19 protein-coding genes are annotated in these 15,470 nt (G+C 64.5%); 8 read left to right on the top strand and 11 right to left on the bottom strand.

What is annotated here, in order from left to right; translation table 11 throughout:
- Positions 1-38 precede the first annotated feature (38 nt).
- Positions 39-989: a thiamine-phosphate kinase gene (thiL, locus tag AC2TC0_RS06495; RefSeq protein WP_484717467.1), complete on the bottom strand. Its 951-nt coding sequence runs from the start codon at positions 987-989 to the stop codon at positions 39-41.
- A 148-nt stretch (positions 990-1,137) separates the two neighbouring features.
- On the opposite strand from thiL, the gene AC2TC0_RS06490 reads away from it, so the two are divergent.
- Positions 1,138-2,103 carry an alpha/beta hydrolase gene (locus tag AC2TC0_RS06490; RefSeq protein WP_484716702.1) on the top strand — a complete coding sequence of 322 codons (966 nt, stop codon included), beginning with the start codon at positions 1,138-1,140 and terminating at the stop codon, positions 2,101-2,103.
- On the opposite strand, the gene AC2TC0_RS06485 is transcribed toward AC2TC0_RS06490, so the two are convergent.
- From AC2TC0_RS06485 to hisG, 4 genes are read right to left on the bottom strand one after another with little or no spacing between them, the layout of a single operon-like run.
- A complete protein-coding gene (locus AC2TC0_RS06485) occupies positions 2,104-2,574 on the bottom strand; it encodes a tetratricopeptide repeat protein (protein ID WP_484716701.1) in 471 nt (156 codons plus the stop codon). It lies immediately after the preceding gene.
- A 53-nt stretch (positions 2,575-2,627) separates the two neighbouring features.
- Positions 2,628-3,074, bottom strand: a complete 447-nt coding sequence (nusB, locus tag AC2TC0_RS06480) for a transcription antitermination factor NusB (protein WP_484716700.1) — start codon at positions 3,072-3,074, stop codon at positions 2,628-2,630.
- Positions 3,074-4,369 carry a histidinol dehydrogenase gene (gene hisD, locus AC2TC0_RS06475; protein WP_484716699.1) on the bottom strand — a complete coding sequence of 432 codons (1,296 nt, stop codon included), beginning with the start codon at positions 4,367-4,369 and terminating at the stop codon, positions 3,074-3,076. Before hisD ends, nusB begins: the two co-directional genes overlap by 1 nt.
- The gene (gene hisG / locus AC2TC0_RS06470; RefSeq protein ID WP_484716698.1) at positions 4,353-5,018 is read right to left on the bottom strand and encodes an ATP phosphoribosyltransferase; all 666 of its coding nucleotides are present in this window, start codon (positions 5,016-5,018) and stop codon (positions 4,353-4,355) included. Before hisG ends, hisD begins: the two co-directional genes overlap by 17 nt.
- A 42-nt stretch (positions 5,019-5,060) precedes the next feature.
- Between hisG and AC2TC0_RS06465 the strand changes: the two genes are divergently transcribed.
- A complete protein-coding gene (locus AC2TC0_RS06465; protein ID WP_484716697.1) occupies positions 5,061-6,128 on the top strand; it encodes a DUF2332 domain-containing protein in 1,068 nt (355 codons plus the stop codon).
- On the opposite strand, the gene AC2TC0_RS06460 is transcribed toward AC2TC0_RS06465, so the two are convergent.
- Together AC2TC0_RS06460 and AC2TC0_RS06455 are read right to left on the bottom strand one after the other, a co-directional pair.
- Positions 6,125-6,592, bottom strand: coding sequence for a DUF1465 family protein (locus AC2TC0_RS06460; RefSeq protein ID WP_484716696.1), 468 nt, complete (start codon positions 6,590-6,592; stop codon positions 6,125-6,127). The genes AC2TC0_RS06465 and AC2TC0_RS06460 overlap by 4 nt on opposite strands.
- A gap of 101 nt (positions 6,593-6,693) precedes the next feature.
- Positions 6,694-6,891 (bottom strand): YdcH family protein, encoded by a 198-nt coding sequence (locus AC2TC0_RS06455; RefSeq protein ID WP_484716695.1) that lies wholly within the window; start codon positions 6,889-6,891, stop codon positions 6,694-6,696.
- A gap of 171 nt (positions 6,892-7,062) precedes the next feature.
- Between AC2TC0_RS06455 and AC2TC0_RS06450 the strand changes: the two genes are divergently transcribed.
- Positions 7,063-7,221 (top strand): YdcH family protein, encoded by a 159-nt coding sequence (locus AC2TC0_RS06450; protein WP_484716694.1) that lies wholly within the window; start codon positions 7,063-7,065, stop codon positions 7,219-7,221.
- Between the two features lie 22 nt (positions 7,222-7,243).
- On the opposite strand, the gene AC2TC0_RS06445 is transcribed toward AC2TC0_RS06450, so the two are convergent.
- The 3 genes from AC2TC0_RS06445 to AC2TC0_RS06435 all read right to left on the bottom strand — a co-directional run bounded on the left by AC2TC0_RS06445 (position 7,244) and on the right by AC2TC0_RS06435 (position 9,736).
- Positions 7,244-7,768, bottom strand: a complete 525-nt coding sequence (locus AC2TC0_RS06445; RefSeq protein WP_484716693.1) for a PilZ domain-containing protein — start codon at positions 7,766-7,768, stop codon at positions 7,244-7,246.
- Positions 7,769-7,789: 21 nt separating this feature from the next.
- Positions 7,790-8,251: an RNA polymerase-binding protein DksA gene (gene dksA / locus AC2TC0_RS06440; RefSeq protein ID WP_484716692.1), complete on the bottom strand. Its 462-nt coding sequence runs from the start codon at positions 8,249-8,251 to the stop codon at positions 7,790-7,792.
- A 471-nt stretch (positions 8,252-8,722) separates the two neighbouring features.
- Positions 8,723-9,736, bottom strand: a complete 1,014-nt coding sequence (locus tag AC2TC0_RS06435) for a hypothetical protein (protein WP_484716691.1) — start codon at positions 9,734-9,736, stop codon at positions 8,723-8,725.
- Between AC2TC0_RS06435 and serS the strand changes: the two genes are divergently transcribed.
- Genes serS through AC2TC0_RS06420 form a run of 3 tightly spaced genes read left to right on the top strand, consistent with a single transcriptional unit; the run spans position 9,735 to position 12,821 of the window.
- Positions 9,735-11,015 carry a serine--tRNA ligase gene (gene serS, locus AC2TC0_RS06430; RefSeq protein ID WP_484716690.1) on the top strand — a complete coding sequence of 427 codons (1,281 nt, stop codon included), beginning with the start codon at positions 9,735-9,737 and terminating at the stop codon, positions 11,013-11,015. The genes AC2TC0_RS06435 and serS overlap by 2 nt on opposite strands.
- Positions 11,015-11,773 (top strand): 5'/3'-nucleotidase SurE, encoded by a 759-nt coding sequence (gene surE, locus AC2TC0_RS06425; protein WP_484716689.1) that lies wholly within the window; start codon positions 11,015-11,017, stop codon positions 11,771-11,773. The genes serS and surE overlap by 1 nt, the downstream gene beginning before the upstream one ends.
- 10 nt (positions 11,774-11,783) lie before the next feature.
- Positions 11,784-12,821 carry a potassium channel family protein gene (locus AC2TC0_RS06420; RefSeq protein ID WP_484716688.1) on the top strand — a complete coding sequence of 346 codons (1,038 nt, stop codon included), beginning with the start codon at positions 11,784-11,786 and terminating at the stop codon, positions 12,819-12,821.
- On the opposite strand, the gene AC2TC0_RS06415 is transcribed toward AC2TC0_RS06420, so the two are convergent.
- The gene (locus AC2TC0_RS06415; RefSeq protein WP_484716687.1) at positions 12,818-13,216 is read right to left on the bottom strand and encodes a DUF1761 domain-containing protein; all 399 of its coding nucleotides are present in this window, start codon (positions 13,214-13,216) and stop codon (positions 12,818-12,820) included. The genes AC2TC0_RS06420 and AC2TC0_RS06415 overlap by 4 nt on opposite strands.
- 95 nt (positions 13,217-13,311) lie before the next feature.
- Here AC2TC0_RS06415 and rimO point away from each other — a divergent pair, with 95 nt between their 5' ends.
- Both rimO and AC2TC0_RS06405 read left to right on the top strand, forming a co-directional pair.
- Complete coding sequence (rimO, locus tag AC2TC0_RS06410) at positions 13,312-14,700, top strand: 30S ribosomal protein S12 methylthiotransferase RimO (RefSeq protein WP_484716686.1); 1,389 nt, start codon at positions 13,312-13,314, stop codon at positions 14,698-14,700.
- Positions 14,701-14,724: 24 nt separating this feature from the next.
- Positions 14,725-15,432: a hypothetical protein gene (locus AC2TC0_RS06405; protein ID WP_484716685.1), complete on the top strand. Its 708-nt coding sequence runs from the start codon at positions 14,725-14,727 to the stop codon at positions 15,430-15,432.
- The last annotated feature ends 38 nt before the right edge of the window (positions 15,433-15,470 follow it).

The following is a 15,470-nucleotide window of genomic DNA, read 5'->3' as shown; positions in this document are numbered from 1 at the left end:
TGGATTGCTTCGTCGCTTCGCTCCTCGCAATGACGGTTTTAATGACGGTACCCCAATCGCTCGGGCAACGGCACAGCCGTCCCATCAAACGCCAACCGCAGCCCGGCCCCCGCCACACAGCGCCCGATGCGCACCAACTCCCCTCCGCACAGCAAACCCGCAGCCAGCACCGCCTCTGCCTGCCCTGGAGGCGCAGAAAACAGCAGCTGATAGTCATCGCCCATCGTCGCCGCCGCGATTCGGTCATTTACCCCCTCGCCGCGCACCATGCGCCACCCATCCGACAGCGGCACGGTATCCAGCGCTAGTTCCACCATCACTCCGCTCGCCGCAGCAATGCGCTGGGCATCGATCAACAGCCCGTCGGACACATCGGCCATCGCACTCACCAACGGAGCCAGTGCCTGCCCCAACGCCAGATTGGGCTGCGGGTGGGTGTAGGCATAGGCCAGGCTGCCCAGCCCGCCGCTCAGCTTACCCTGCCGCATCAACAGCCCCAGCCCGGCATCGCCAATGCTGCCACTGACCCACAGCTCATCGCCCGGCCGCGCGCCGCTGCGCGACGGTGCGCCGCCCGCTGGAGCCAGGCCGATCGCGGTCAGCCCCAGCGTCACCGGCCCGCCCGGCGGCATCGCCACCGTGTCGCCGCCCAGCAAGGGCGAGCCAAAATGGCGAAGCGCTTCGTCCAGCCCTTCGGCAAAAGCCGTATCCCAAGCGCCCCCGCGCGCCAGCCCCGCGCCCATCAACACACCAATCGGCGTCGCGCCCTTGGCGGCAAGATCCGACATATTCACCGCGACCAGCTTCCAAGCCACGCTCTCGGGCGCATCATCACCCAGAAAATGAACCCCCTCGACCAGGATGTCGTGTGTCAGCACCAGCCCCTGCCCACCGACCTCCAGCACTGCCGCGTCGTCCATCAGGCCGCGCGCAGCGGGATGGCTGGCGAAGGCACGCAATCGCGCGATAAAGGCGTCCTCGTTCATGATCTCCCTTTATCGCCTCGCTTGCCGCTGGCGAAGAAAAACCGTAGCCCTGAGCTTGTCGAAGGGCGCGGCGCAGCCCTTCACAACGGTTTGATGATGCGCCGCGTGCTTCGACAAGCTCAGCACTTCGGTGTTTTTTGCGGGGGAATTTATGTCCAGAATTTTGGCGGTGCTGAGTGCGTTGCTCTTCCTCACCCCACCCGCGATCGCCCAAACCGCACAGCCAGTCAGCGTCGCTGCCGGGCGCGTCACCACCGTCCCCGATTTCCCATCAAAGCATATCGACCCGCTCACCATCTGGGTCTGGCTGCCCGCCGAATATGATCGCGACGCCACAAAGAGCTTTCCCGTTATCTATATGCACGACGGCCAAAATCTGTTCGACAAGGCGCTTGCCGGTTACGGGCAGGAATGGCAGATGGACGAGGCGGTCAGCCGCATGGCCGCCGCCGGACAATTGCGCAGCCACATTATCGTCGGCATCGCCAGCCCTAAGGCGCGCTATGCCACTTTATTTCCCGAAAAGCTGCTCGTGCATCTGCCGCCCGCGTTTCAGCAGCGCGTGCGCGGTATCGATCTCGGCCCTGAAAAGGGCGCCCAAACATTGCTGGGCGACAAATACCTCAAATTCCTGACCGGCGAACTCAAACAATGGGTCGATGGCCGTTTTCGTACGCTGAGCGACCGCGCCAACACCTCGGTCATGGGCAGCTCGATGGGCGGACTGATGTCGCTCTATGCCATGGGCGAATATCCCGATGTGTTCGGGCAAGCAGCGGCGGTGTCGATGCACCTGCCGCTGGCCAATCCCGACATTCCAGAGGGCGAGCGCGCTGCTGCTGCGCAGGCTGTCGCCGACGCCTTTGCCAAATGGCTCGCCACCGCCAAGCTCGATCCCAAGGTCCACCGCCTCTACCGCGACCATGGGACGGCGACGCTCGACGAATTTTACCCACCCTATGCCGAGGCATTTGATGCCATGATGGCGGCGCGCGGGTGGCGCTGGCCCAATTACGAAGCGCGTGCCTTTACCGGCACCGCGCACAATGAAACCGCTTGGGCCGAGCGTGTCGATATTCCGCTGCTATTTTTGGATCGGCGCCCGTCAGCGCGCTGATCAGCTGATTTTGTCCAGCTGACGCATGATGCGATGGGCATCGCGGATCACCACCCGGTCCCCGCGCCGCGCCGCCAGCAACAGCCAACCTTTGGCAATTGCCGGATCGCGGTCAAAGCCCTGACCGGTCGCATAGGCTACGCCCATGAACAGGGCAGACGGCGCATGGCCCTGCGTTGCCGCCGCCTCAATCCAATAGAGCGCACGCGCATCCCCGCGTTTGTACAGTTCCGCCCCCAACACGGCCTGTGCCCACGCATCGCCGCGCTCGGCCATGGGTGCAAGGCGCGCCAGAGCCGCCTCGACCTTGCCATTTTCCAGCAGGCCGCGCACTTTTTCCTGATCGAGCGACAGCGACTGGCGCGACCAATAATCGCCGTCAAGGAAACTGGGGGAGGATTGTCCAGCAGCCGGCACGGCCAGCATCGTCGTGGCAATCGCAAAGGCTAAGCGCGCTGATTTCATGGTCATATCTCCCCGGACCATTGGTTCCGAAAGAGTGACATTTGCCGATGAACGCGCGCTTAACCCGCGCGCACCGCGCCACCGATCGCGTCAAGCAGGCCGTTCACAAACCCCGCCTCGCGCGCGTCGAAAAAGGCTTTGGCGACATCGACATATTCATTGACCACCGCACCGCGCGGCACGTCGGCGCGCGCGATCAATTCATAGGTTCCCGCACGCAAAATCGCCTTCATCGCTTTGTCGAGCCGGTCGAGCGTCCAGCCGTCGGCCAGCCGCGCTGTGATGGCAGCATCAATTTCATCCGCGCGCGCCAGCGTGCCCTTCACCACATCGTCAAAAAAGGTGCCATCCGCTTTGGCATATTGCGCATCCTCAATTTCCGCGCCCAGCCGATGGTGATGGAATTCTGTCAGCAGCTTGGGCAGCGGCGTCCCTTCCATCTCGTGCTGGTAGAGCGCCTGCACGGCGGCGAGCCGGGCAGCAGAGCGGGCCTGGGTCTTGGACATTACTTCAACCTTTGGGATACAGACAGGGCGTGCGCGGGCAGCCCTTCGGCACCGGCAAGCGCCACCGCCGCCGGGCCAATCGCTGCCAAAGCGGCTTCGTCGAGCGCCAGAAAACTGGTGCGCTTCATGAAATCCAGCACCGAAAGGCCGGATGAAAAGCGCGCGCGCCGCCCGGTTGGCAGCACATGGTTCGGCCCAGCGACATAATCGCCAATCGCCTCGGGCGTATGGCGCCCCAGAAACACAGACCCGGCATGCCGCACCCTGGCGAACAGCGCCTCGGCCACATCGGCATCGACCGCCAGCTGCAGATGTTCGGGTGCCAGCCGGTCGCACAACGGGATTGCTTCGGCCAAGGTTGGCACAATCACAATTGCCCCATGATCGCGCCAACTCGCTTCGGCGACCGCGGCGGTACCAAGCGTCGGAATCGTGGCGTCCACCGCCGCCCATACCGCGCGGGCAAAATCGGCGTTGTCGGTGAACAGGATCGATTGGCTGGTCGGGTCATGCTCGGCCTGGCTCAGCAAGTCGGCAGCGATGAATTGCGGATCATTGTCGGCATCGGCGACCACCACAATCTCGCTTGGCCCGGCGACCATATCGATGCCAACCACGCCGAACAGCTGGCGCTTGGCTTCGGCAACCCAGGCATTGCCGGGGCCGGTGATGACATCAACCGGAGCGATACTGCGGGTCCCGAGCGCCAGCGCGGCCACCGCTTGCGCCCCGCCGATCCGCCATACCTCATCAACCCGCGCCAGATGCGCTGCGGCCAATACCAGCGGGTTAACCTCACCATTGGGTGTCGGGGTGACCATCACCAGCCGCTCGACCCCCGCCACCTTGGCGGGAATGGCGTTCATCAGGACCGACGAGGGATAGGCGGCGCGCCCGCCGGGCACGTAGATCCCCGCCGCATCGACCGCGCGCCAGCGACTGCCCAGCCGCGCGCCGCTGGCGTCGGTCGCTTCGCTGTCGGTCGGGCGCTGCTTGGCGTGGAAATCGGCAATACGATTGGCAGCCAAATCGAGCGCAGCGCGCAAATCGCGATCGAGCGCGGCATAAGCCGCAACACATTCGGCAGTGCCGATGCGCCAGCCCAAGCCGTCCAGATCGACGCGATCGAACCGCAGCGTCAGTTCGGCCACCGCCGCATCGCCGCGTGCGCGCACGTCGGCAATGATGGCCGCAACGTCGCGCGACACATCGGCATCGCTCTCGCGACGCGCGCCAACGAGCGCGTCGAAAGCCGTGCCGAAATCGGGGTCGGACGCGTCAAGCCATTGCGGCATGGGTCTGTCCTACAGCATCGCGAAAAGCGGCCACCAACGGCGGCACGTCATCCGGACGCAGCTTGAATGCAGCGCGGTTCACCACCAACCGCGCCGAAACCTGGCTCATGACCGCCAATTCCTGCAAACCATTCTCGCGCAGCGTTGCACCTGATGACACCAGATCAACAATATGGCTGGCCAGCCCCAGCGACGGTGCAATTTCCATCGCGCCATTCAATTTGATGCATTCGGCCTGAACCCCGCGCGCAGCGAACCAGCGGCGCGTGCTGGCAGGATATTTGGTGGCAACGCGGACATGGCTGGCACCAGCGCCCGGCAGATTGGTTCCCGAGGGCGCGGCAACCGACAGGCGGCAATGGCCAATGTTCAGGTCCACAGGCGCATAAAGCTCGGTATAGCCAAATTCGTCGATTGCGTCGGAACCGACGATGCCCAGGTGCGCCGCGCCATGGGCGACGAACGTGGCGACGTCAAAAGCGCGGACACGGATCAGGCTGACATGCGGCTGGCTCGTGGGAAACACCAGCGCCCGGCTGGCCTTGTCGAAAAAATCGGGCGCAGGCGTGATCCCCGCCGCCGCCAGCAACGGCAGCGCCTCGTCCAATATCCGCCCCTTGGGGATGGCAAAGATCAACGGTTCGGCCATAAGCGCTGCGACTTAGGGATGCGCGCGCGAAAGGGCAAGGACATGGACGGCAATGCCAACCACGCGATGGAAGACGGGCGCGTCGCGGCCGGGATCGAATTTCAGGCGCAACACTGCACCCATCATGGCGCGCCGATTACCGCCAGCGTCGTCCGCGCGATGCTCCCCTTGATGCAGGGAAACAGTGCGGTAGGGCGGCGCATCCGCGAATGGCCCGGCCTGCCGCTCGAAGATGCAATGCCGCTGCGCTTTGCCGGCGGGCTGCATTACCTGTGCTTATCGGGGGCTGAAGGGCGGCTTGCGCCCCTCTATGCGGGGTCGGTCCACGACCAACCAGCGGTTGACGCACTCGTCGCTGCCGTCGTTGCCGATCATGACGCTGCGCTGCTGCCCTGGTTCGACGGCCCGCCGCAGACAAACGAAGCGGGGCGCTCGGCCAGCCTGATGGCCGGCCTGTTGTGGCTGGCTTCGCGCGGGGGCACGCGCGTCGAGATAAGCGAGGTCGGCGCGAGCGCGGGCATCAATACCATGATGGAACGCTACCATTTTGACCTTGGCGGCACGATCGCCGGACCACCTGCATCGCCGATGCAAATTCGCCCGGAATGGCGCGGCCCGCCGCCGCCATCGGCCAGAGTGGACATTACCGAAATCGCCGGATGCGACATAAATCCTGCTGACCTCGGCGACCCAGCCCAGGCGCTGCGCATCAAGGCCTATGTCTGGCCCGACGCGCCGGAACGGCTGGCGCGGATGGATGCCGCCATCGCGCTGGCAGGCGAACGCAGGCCAGACGTTGTCGCCGCCGACGCCGCAGATTGGGTCGCGGCACGGCTGGCGCGACCGCAGCAGGCCGGGGTCACCCGCGTGATCCAGCACAGTATTGTTTGGCAATATCTGGGCGACGCGCGCCGCGCCGCCATCACCGCCATGATCGAGGCGGCAGGGGCCCGTGCGAGCACCGACCGCCCGCTGGCTTGGCAGATGCTGGAAACCAACCGCGCGACCTTTTTGCACGAATTAACGGTCAGGCATTGGCCGGGTGACGGCGCCCCGCGCGTCTTGGGCCATGCCCATGCGCATGGTGCTTGGGTAGAATGGCTCGGCTAGAGCCGCGCCTGCAATTCGCCGAGCAGCGCCTGCACCGGGGCCACATTGCGCGTGGCGCGCCATTCGCCATCCAGCCGTTTGACGCGCGCAAACAGCCGCTCGCTATCGCTTACAATCCGCTGCACCAGCGGATCAAAGCGACGACAAAGCGCGGCATCGGCTTCCAGGGCCTCGCCCAGCTGCGCTGCACTGTCTTTGTCGCTCGCCCCCGGCTCGCCCGCGATCAGCGCGCGCTGGTGCAACAGCCAGGCAATCACATGCATCAACCGCGTGGTCGTCTTGAGTGATTCGCAGGCTAATGCGATCCGGTCAGCTGCGCCGACCGCTTGGTCGCTGTCACCGCGACCACCGGCCAGCGCGGCATAGGCCTCGTCTGCCAGCACCATGGCATCGACATACAGGCTTTCGACCTGTGCCCGGTAAAGCGAGGTGGATGCGCTGCGCGGATGATCCAGATCGGCCATGATGCTGCGGGTGCCATGCCCATCCACCGCCCGCAACCGCGCTAACCATATGCCGCAAAACCTGTGCCTGTTCGGGTCAGAACCAGCGGCTTGCCAGCAGGTCAAGCGATAATGTCGGGAATCAATTTGTCTTCCAGCCAGGCAATTTCATCGCGCAGGCGCAGCTTGCGTTTCTTGAACCGGGCAAGTTGCAATTGATCGGGGATCGGCGATTCCGCCAGCGCGGCAATGGCGTGGTCCAGGTCGCGGTGCTCGATGCGCACCAGCTCTAGCCGCTGTTGAATCTCGTCCTTGGTCACCGCGCATCCTTGGCATGGGCACGGCCCGTCCGCAACCCAAGGTCAGCACCCATTACATGCGTCCCGCCCCTAGGGCGCTTCGTCCGAAATCGTGATTCATCGCACGACAATTCTTCGCAGGCATGATTTATTCCCCCTCTTGTCTCGAGTCGTAGCGAAGGAGATACGCCAATGGCTTCAGCCCATGTGGAAACCCTGAAATCGCGCCATGCCGAACTGGATGCCCGCATCCACGCCGAAGAACGGCGTCCGGCACCTGACGGCAGCCTGCTCGCGACACTCAAAAAGCGGAAACTGCGCGTAAAAGAGGAACTCACGCAGGCGCATTGACGCGCCTGGGCGTGCGCCCGGCCTAGATCGGGCGCAATGTCGGGCGAATCTTCGGGGTGCGGCGCGGCTGGCCCAACAATGTTGGCGGCAATTCGTGATTGGCGGTGCTGCGCCGCCGCACTGCTTTCGGATCAATCGCATGATCGAACGCCAGACCATAGCGTCCTTCACCTGACCAGACGCAGCGGCCGGCCACTTCACCAATGTTGGGCAATGTCGCCCGAACCACCAATCCTTGGGCAATCTGTTGCGGCAATTCGACCAGCATGCCGCCAGCAGATAGGTTGCGAACCCGCGCCGAAACCGGCGCTGGCCAGCCCGCCACGCTGATGTCGCTCAACATAAACAGGCTATCGCGGTCGGCACCGCGCGCGCTCATTTCCCCAAAGCCGAGAATATCTTCGGCAAGGCGGTTCTTGGTCGTATCGGGCTTGTGGTACTGTTCCATAATCGCCAGCCCATCGCGCTGGCTCAGCTGCCGGTCAAGCCCTGCAAAATGGGCTTCCCACTTCGGGACGCGCGGATTTGCAATCGTTAATTCGGGCACCCGCCGGTGCAAGACGCAGGGTCAATCGTCGCGCGAGATGCGCTCGTTGCGCTCGTGACGCTCCTGCGCCTCCAGCGTCATCGTCGCGATCGGCCGCGCCTGCAGCCGGGCCAGGCTGATCGGCTCGCCGGTCACGACGCAATAGCCATATTCGCCCTCGTCGATGCGGCGCAGCGCGGCATCGATTTTGGCGATCAGCTTGCGCTGCCGGTCGCGGGTGCGCAATTCGATCGCCCAGTCGGTTTCGCTCGAGGCGCGGTCGGCGAGGTCCGGCTCGCGCAGCGGACCGTCCTGCAAATGGGCCAGCGTCGACTCGCTCTCCGACAGAATCGACTTTTTCCAGGCGTTGAGCAGACCGCGGAAATATTCCTGCTGCCGCTCGTTCATGAACGGCTCGTCATCGCTCGGCAGGTAATCGGACTGGATGGCATTGCGCGCTTCGGTCAGCGCATCGGCACCTAAATCGCCTAGATTGGACGGCATGACGAGTCCGGCATCCTTTCCGCATTCTTCCGGCGCAAAGCCGCGCCGGACCGCTGGGGTGCCGCGCCTATAGCGAGGGCAATCGGGCCGCACAAGGCGGGCTGCGCGATGGCGACAAATTAACCATTTGGCGCAAAACTCCGGCAAATCCGTTCCATAACGACACAGAAATCGGCGCGTGGGTTGATTTGGCGCGGGCGGGCCGGTTTCGGGACAGGCAATCAAGGTTAACGCGATTGCCCCTTCCGCATCTCTCCGTCCTGTTGGCAGCGGCCCGTCGGCATCACCTGCGGCGGCGCGCAACAGGAAGAGAGAATCGATGTCCGTTCGAATGGCCCTTGCGAAACTGTGCGCCTGCACTTGCGGTGGTGCGCTGGTCGGTGGCGGTGCAATGCATGTCAGCGACGTGCCCGCCGCTGCCCATGTGCAAAAGGCCAAGCCGGGTAAGAAATATCGCACGCGCCACGCGGCCTACACGCCGAAGCGGGTGAAGCGCGTCAAACGCGTCGTCACTACGCGCCGCGTCGTGACGCAAGGCGGCACCACCGTCACCACCCAGACGATCCCGCTGCCCCCTATCCCATATGCCCCCTTCCCACAGGGCCGCTGGGACGGCGGCAGCTCCGGCGGCAGCGGCGTGACGGTTATTGGCGGCGGCTTCGGTGGCGGCTTCGGCGGCGGCTTTTTCGGCGGTTTCTTCGGCGGCAGCTCGGGCAGCAGCGGCGGCAGCGTGGTCGTCACCTCGACGTCCACCACCACCGGCGGCGTATCGACCTCCACCTCCGGCGGCTCAACGTCAACGTCGGGTGGATCGACCTCGACCTCATCGGGTGGCATCAGCTCGACGACGGGCGGTGTCAGCTCGACCAGCAGCTCAACCTCGGGCGGCGTATCAACCTCGACAGGCGGGATAAGCTCGACGTCGACCACGTCGACCGGAGGCGTTTCCACTTCCACCGGGGGCGTTTCGACGTCAACGGGCGGCGTGTCCACCTCAACGGGCGGTGTATCGACATCAACCGGCGGCGTAAGCACCTCGTCGGGCAATGTCAGCAGCTCCACGTCATCCAGTTCGTCGAGTTCGTCCTCCTCGTCATCGTCGTCGTCATCGTCATCCAGCTCATCGTCGTCTTCGTCATCGTCTTCATCTGGCGGAGAACTGCCTCCACCTCCTCCGCCGCCGCCACCGCCGCCGCCACCGCCGCCGCCACCGCCGCCGCCGCCGCCGCCGCCAACGGAGGTCCCTGCGCCGCCAATGATGCTGCTGTTCGGGGCTGCCGCTGTCGCGCTTGTGGCGCGCCGCCGCCTCGCAATGAAAGACGGAGCCGCGATCACCCGCGACGCCGAATAAAGCAATCCACTGGACGGACGGGAGGGCAACTCCCGCTGGCCAAGGAAATGGGCCGGGGGCGCGACCTTCCCCGGCCCATTTTTTGTGGGCACCGCTTGCGCCATACGGGCGCGCACGTCATAGGCCGCTGCCATGCACGACATCCGCCTGATCCGCGACAATCCAGCCGCTTTCGACGCCGCCCTCGCCCGCCGCGGCCATGCCGCCGTGGCCGACACCATCGTCGCGATGGACAGCCTGCTGCGCGAACTTACCACCGATCTCCAAGGCGCGCAGGCGCGGCGTAACGAAGTGTCAAAGGGCATCGGCGCGGCGATGGCCAAGGGCGACAAGGCCGCAGCCGAAGCCATGAAGGCCGAGGTCGCCGACATCAAAGACCGCATGGTCGCGCTCGAGGCCGCCGAACGCGACGCGCGTGCGGCGCTGATCGACAGCATGGCAGCGCTGCCAAACCTGCCTGCCGACGATGTGCCTGAGGGTGCGGACGAAAAAGACAATATCGAGCTGACCCGCTGGGGCACGCCACGCGATTTCGATTTCACGCCGCGCGAGCACGCCGACATCGGCCCCGCGCTGGGCATGGACTTTGAAACCGGGGCCAAGCTGTCGGGTGCGCGTTTCACTTTCTTGCGCGGCGCGATGGCCCGCCTCAACCGCGCGCTTGGCCAATATATGCTCGACGTGCAAACGGGCGCGCACGGCTATACGGAATGCGCCACGCCCTTCATGGTGCGCGAAGAGGCGATGTTCGGTACCGGCCAGCTGCCCAAATTCGGCGAGGACAGCTTCCAAACCACCGATGGCCGCTGGCTCATCCCCACGTCCGAAGTGTCGCTGACCAACAGCGCGCGCGATCAGATTCTGGACGCCGCCGCGCTGCCCTTGCGCCTGACCGCGCTCACCCCCTGTTTCCGGTCTGAGGCCGGCGCGGCGGGGCGCGACACGCGCGGCCTCATTCGCCAGCACCAGTTTGAGAAAGTTGAGCTGGTCTCCATCACCACGCCCGACGCCAGCGCCGCCGAACATGAACGCATGGTCGCCTGCGCCGAAGCCATCCTCCAAGGGCTGAACTTGCCTTATCGCAAGATGCTGCTGTGCACGGGCGACATGGGCGCGACCGCACGCAAAACCTATGACCTTGAAGTCTGGCTGCCCGGCCAAAATGCCTACCGCGAAATTTCGAGCTGTTCCAACTGCGGCGATTACCAGGCGCGTCGGATGGATGCGCGCTACCGGCCCGAAGGCGAAAAGGGCACGCGCTTTGTGCACACGCTGAACGGCTCGGGGCTTGCGGTAGGCCGCACGCTGGTTGCCATCATCGAAAACTATCAGCAGGCCGATGGCAGTGTCACGGTGCCCGATGCCTTGCTGCCCTATATGGGCGGGGTGTCCCGATTGGAGCCCCCGAAATAATGCGCATCCTCCTCACCAACGACGACGGTTACCACGCCCCCGGCCTCGAAATCCTCGAACGCATCGCGCGCACCCTGTCCGACGACATCTGGGTCTGCGCCCCGGCCGAGGAGCAATCGGGTGCTGGGCACAGCCTGACCCTGTCGCGCCCGGTGCGTGTGCGCCAGCACAGCGAGCGCCGCTGGTCGGTATCGGGCACGCCCACCGATGCCGTCATGATGGCCATCGGCAAGCTGATGCCCGCCAAGCCCGACCTCATCCTCTCGGGTGTCAATCGCGGCGCGAACCTCGGCGATGATGTGACCTATTCAGGCACCGTTTCGGCGGCCATCGAAGGCGCGCTCGCGGGCATCAAGTCGATTGCGCTGAGCCAGGTTTACGCGCGCGAGGGCATGGGAGACACCGTCCCCTTCGCCGCCGCCGAAGACTGGGGGCCGCGCGTGCTCGCCCCGCTGGTCGCGATGGAGCAAGCGCCGCGCACCGTCATCAACATCAATTTCCCCGCGTTGGCGCCCGAAGCGGTGCAGGGCATCCGCGTCTGCCGCCAGGGTTTTCACGATTATTCGCGCGGCAGCATTGTCGAGGGCACTGACCCGCGCGGCTACCGCTACTTCTGGTTTGGATTGCACGGCATCGAACAAACGCCGGGTCACGATACCGACCTTGAAGCCATTGCCGACGGTTACATCTCGGTCACGCCGCTACAACTCGACTTAACCCACGACACCTCGCTGGCATCGCTGCGCACCTTGTTCTAACAGCAGGGCAATGCCCGTCCGCCATCCCCGCCCGTTCCAGCCACTGCGCCGCGCCAACAAAGTGCCGGTATGGGCGGACGTGTCGGGGCGGCTCGGTCTCGCGCTGGCGCTGATTGGGTTTGTCATTCTGATCCACTGGCTCGACCGCGCCGGGCTCAAGGATCAGCTCGACGGCCATGTCAGCTTCCTCGATGTCGTCTATTTCACGATGATTTCGGTGACGACCACCGGCTTTGGCGATATTGTACCAGTAACAGACCGGTCGCGGCTGATCGAAGCGGTTATTGTCACGCCGATCCGCGTCGCCGTCATCTTCATTTTCGTCGGCACGGCTTACAGCTTCGTCATCAAACGCTCATGGGAAAAATGGCGCATGGCCCGCATTCAGGAACAGCTTACCGACCACATCGTCGTCCTTGGCTTTGGCGTCAGCGGCGCCGAGGCCGTCAAGGAATTGATCGCGCGCGGCACCGACCCCGGTTGTATCGTCGTGATCGAACCCAGCGCCGCGCGCATCGCGGTGGCGGAAGAAATGGGTTGCAGCGTGCTGCAGGGCGACGCGACGATTGACGAAACATTGGTGGATGTGCGCATTGCCTCGGCCCGCGCGGTGCTGGTGTCGGCGGGCCGCGATGATGCCAGCATCCTCATTGTCCTCACCGTCCGCCACCTCGCCCCGCAGGTGCCGATCAGCGTCGTCATCCGCCAGCAGGACAATGAACTGCTCGCGCGCCAGGCCGGCGCCAACAATGTCATCAACCCGGTCAGCTTCACGGGCCTGCTGCTGGCGGGCTCGGCCGAAGGCGCACATATCGCCGATTATATGGCCGACCTCGCTTCGGTCACCGGCAAGGTGCAATTGAACGAAAGGCCCGTCCGCGCTGACGAGATCGGCAAAAGCCTCGACCAACTGACCAGCGGCGGCCGCGGCATGCGCATCTATCGCGGCGGGAAACCCTTTGGCTTCTGGGAACCCGAGGCACAGTGCCTGCAGGCGGGCGACACGGTCGTCGAAGTCATCCGCTGCGAAGGCTGCGAGGCGGATTAGCCCAGCACCACAAAAACCCCGCCCATCGCCGCGTAGAACAGCAGCCAATAGCCCGCATCGATCAGGAACAGCTTCAAGCTCGCCCGGCTGAACAGGTAATTGGTACCAAGGGCGGGGATGATGAAGCCCAGCGCGATGCCGGTTGAAATCATCATCGTCTGCACCGGCTTTGGATCAAAATGGGCTAGCAGGTGCCCAAGGAAAAAGGCCGAGATCAGGCTGAGCACAAAGGTGGTGCCGTAAATCCGGACCATATTGCCCTTGGCCAGTTCCTCCTCGGTAAAGCCATGCTCGGCCATCCACGCCTTGCCCATGATCGGCCCATACCACAGCCCGCCCACGAAAAAGCCCACCGCCGCAGCGGCGATGATCGTCAGCCAGTTATCCCAGAACATGCTTCAGCTCTCCCTGGCCGAAATCGGCTTGTGCAGCATGCGCCCGCGCGCGCCGCGTGACAATCCACTGCTTTTCGCCTATGCGCCCGCGCATCATGTCCGTCACCACCCTTCCCGCCCAGCCGAAAGTCGGCATGGTCTCGCTCGGCTGTCCCAAGGCGCTGGTCGACAGCGAGCGTATCCTCACCAAACTCCGCGCCGATGGCTATGCCATGAGCGCAGACTATGCCGGCGCCGATGTCGTGCTGGTCAACACCTGCGGCTTCCTCGACAGCGCCAAGGAAGAAAGTCTCGAAGCCATCGGCGAGGCGATGGCGGAGAATGGCCGCGTGATCGTCACCGGCTGCATGGGCAAGGAAGCCGACGTCATCCGCGCGCGCTTCCCCGGCGTTCTCGCCATAACCGGCGCGCACCAATATGAAGATGTGGTGAGCGCGGTGCACGACGCGGCACCGCCGACGCAGGGGCCGTTCGTCGATCTTGTCCCCGGCCTTGATGAGGGCGGCCTCAAACTCACCCCGCGTCATTACAGCTATTTGAAGATTTCCGAAGGCTGCAACCACAGCTGCGCCTTTTGCATTATCCCTGATTTGCGCGGCAAACTGGTCAGCCGCCGCATCGACGCCGTGCTTCGCGAGGCCGAGAAGCTGGTCGCGGCAGGGACGAAGGAATTGCTGGTCATCAGCCAGGATACATCCGCGTATGGCGTCGATACACGGCACGACGAACGCCAATGGAAGGACCGCACAGTCCGCGCGCATATGACCGACCTTGCGCGCGAGCTTGGCCAGCTGCGCACCAGCGAGGGCCGCGCGCCCTGGGTGCGGCTCCACTATGTCTATCCCTATCCGCATGTCGACGCGGTCATCCCGCTGATGGCCGAAGGGCTGCTCACCCCCTATCTCGACATCCCGTTCCAGCACGCCAGCCCCAAAGTGCTCAAAGCCATGAAGCGCCCGGCGAACGAGGCCAAGGTGCTCGAGCGGCTCAAAAACTGGCGTGCCATCGCGCCGGACATTGCGGTGCGCTCCAGCTTCGTGGTCGGTTTTCCCGGCGAGACCGAGGATGATTTTCAATATCTGCTCGATTGGCTCGACGAAGCGCAGCTCGACCGCGTCGGTGCCTTCCGCTTCGAGCCCGTTGCGGGCGCGCAGGCCAATGCCCTGCCCGATCCGGTGCCCGAGGAAGTGAAGGAAGAACGCTACCAGCGCATCATGGCCAAAACCGCCGCGATCAGCGCCGCCAAGCTCGCCGCCAAGATCGGCCGCACTTTGCCCGTCATCGTCGACGAAGTGGGTGAAGCCGATGACGACGGCAGCATCGGCGCGACGGGCCGCTCACAGGCCGATGCGCCCGAAATCGACGGCCATGTCTATCTGCGCGATGTCGCGGCAGCGCTACAGCCTGGCGATATCATCGATGTCTGTATCGAGGATGCAGATGAACATGATCTGTTCGGCGTGCCCGCGTTGAGGGGTGCTTAAACCCTTTGCGCTAGTTGGCGGCGCATGTTTGGTCATTTTCTCGCGATATTGGCAGTGCAAACGGCACAGCCAGCAGTGCCCCCGGCCGCACCCCCAGTGCCGTCGATCCCCGCATCAATGCCGGCCGATCTGCTTGCCGCCTTCGCCGATGCAGAGGCCGCGCTCGCCTCGGTCTCGGGCTGCGTTGGCAATGGCGGCGTCATGACGCTGCAGCGCCTTGCAGGGCTGGACCGCCGGATGATCGCCCTGCGCCGCGAGGCCAATGGCGTATGGGGACCAGAGGCGCTCTCGATGTTGCCGGTGGCAGCGCCAAGCGGAGACTGTGACCGCAGCGGCGGCGCGGCAGTGCTCGCTTCCGCCGCTGAATTGCACCTCGCCGCGCTGACGGCCAAGCTCGGCGGCACCCTTGCCCCGATGCGCGGAGGGGTGTGGTTTGGCACCATGCCGCTGTGCGGGGTTGGCCCCGTGCGGTCCGACCTGATGGTCGATTTATACACCGCTGATGAGTTTCTGATCATCACACTTGACCCAGCCAAGGCCGCAGAACTGGCGCAGCTGACCAGCGGGCAAGTGGGCCATGCCCTGGCCCTTCGCGGCGCAGGGCGCGTCATTTCCGAACTGCTCGTCAGCAGGCCCATCGTCGGCGGCCAGCTGCAAATCGGCGGCCCCGACCGATCCGAACTGCAACTGGTCCAGACGGCGCTGAAAAATTGCCCGAAAATCGCGCCTTGACCGCTTTCCGCCAACGCGCCTTGCTGCTACCCAGCCCA

The organism is Sphingopyxis sp. sgz302558, assembly GCF_057220455.1.
The sequence above is the reverse complement of the archived record's forward strand: the minus strand, read 5'-3'. Positions and strand labels throughout refer to the sequence as shown.

Bases quoted from the DNA above. Each gene is read 5' to 3' on its own strand.
- AC2TC0_RS06490 (WP_484716702.1), top strand. From the start codon at position 1,138: ATGTCCAGAATTTTGGCGGTGCTGAGTGCGTTGCTCTTCCTCACCCCA.
- AC2TC0_RS06485 (WP_484716701.1), bottom strand. From the start codon at position 2,574: ATGACCATGAAATCAGCGCGCTTAGCCTTTGCGATTGCCACGACGATG.
- nusB (WP_484716700.1), bottom strand. From the start codon at position 3,074: ATGTCCAAGACCCAGGCCCGCTCTGCTGCCCGGCTCGCCGCCGTGCAG.
- hisD (WP_484716699.1), bottom strand. From the start codon at position 4,369: ATGCCGCAATGGCTTGACGCGTCCGACCCCGATTTCGGCACGGCTTTC.
- hisG (WP_484716698.1), bottom strand. From the start codon at position 5,018: ATGGCCGAACCGTTGATCTTTGCCATCCCCAAGGGGCGGATATTGGAC.
- AC2TC0_RS06465 (WP_484716697.1), top strand. From the start codon at position 5,061: ATGGACGGCAATGCCAACCACGCGATGGAAGACGGGCGCGTCGCGGCC.
- AC2TC0_RS06460 (WP_484716696.1), bottom strand. From the start codon at position 6,592: ATGGCCGATCTGGATCATCCGCGCAGCGCATCCACCTCGCTTTACCGG.
- AC2TC0_RS06450 (WP_484716694.1), top strand. From the start codon at position 7,063: ATGGCTTCAGCCCATGTGGAAACCCTGAAATCGCGCCATGCCGAACTG.
- dksA (WP_484716692.1), bottom strand. From the start codon at position 8,251: ATGCCGTCCAATCTAGGCGATTTAGGTGCCGATGCGCTGACCGAAGCG.
- serS (WP_484716690.1), top strand. From the start codon at position 9,735: ATGCACGACATCCGCCTGATCCGCGACAATCCAGCCGCTTTCGACGCC.
- AC2TC0_RS06435 (WP_484716691.1), bottom strand. From the start codon at position 9,736: ATGGCAGCGGCCTATGACGTGCGCGCCCGTATGGCGCAAGCGGTGCCC.
- surE (WP_484716689.1), top strand. From the start codon at position 11,015: ATGCGCATCCTCCTCACCAACGACGACGGTTACCACGCCCCCGGCCTC.
- AC2TC0_RS06420 (WP_484716688.1), top strand. From the start codon at position 11,784: ATGCCCGTCCGCCATCCCCGCCCGTTCCAGCCACTGCGCCGCGCCAAC.
- AC2TC0_RS06415 (WP_484716687.1), bottom strand. From the start codon at position 13,216: ATGTTCTGGGATAACTGGCTGACGATCATCGCCGCTGCGGCGGTGGGC.
- rimO (WP_484716686.1), top strand. From the start codon at position 13,312: ATGTCCGTCACCACCCTTCCCGCCCAGCCGAAAGTCGGCATGGTCTCG.
- AC2TC0_RS06405 (WP_484716685.1), top strand. From the start codon at position 14,725: ATGTTTGGTCATTTTCTCGCGATATTGGCAGTGCAAACGGCACAGCCA.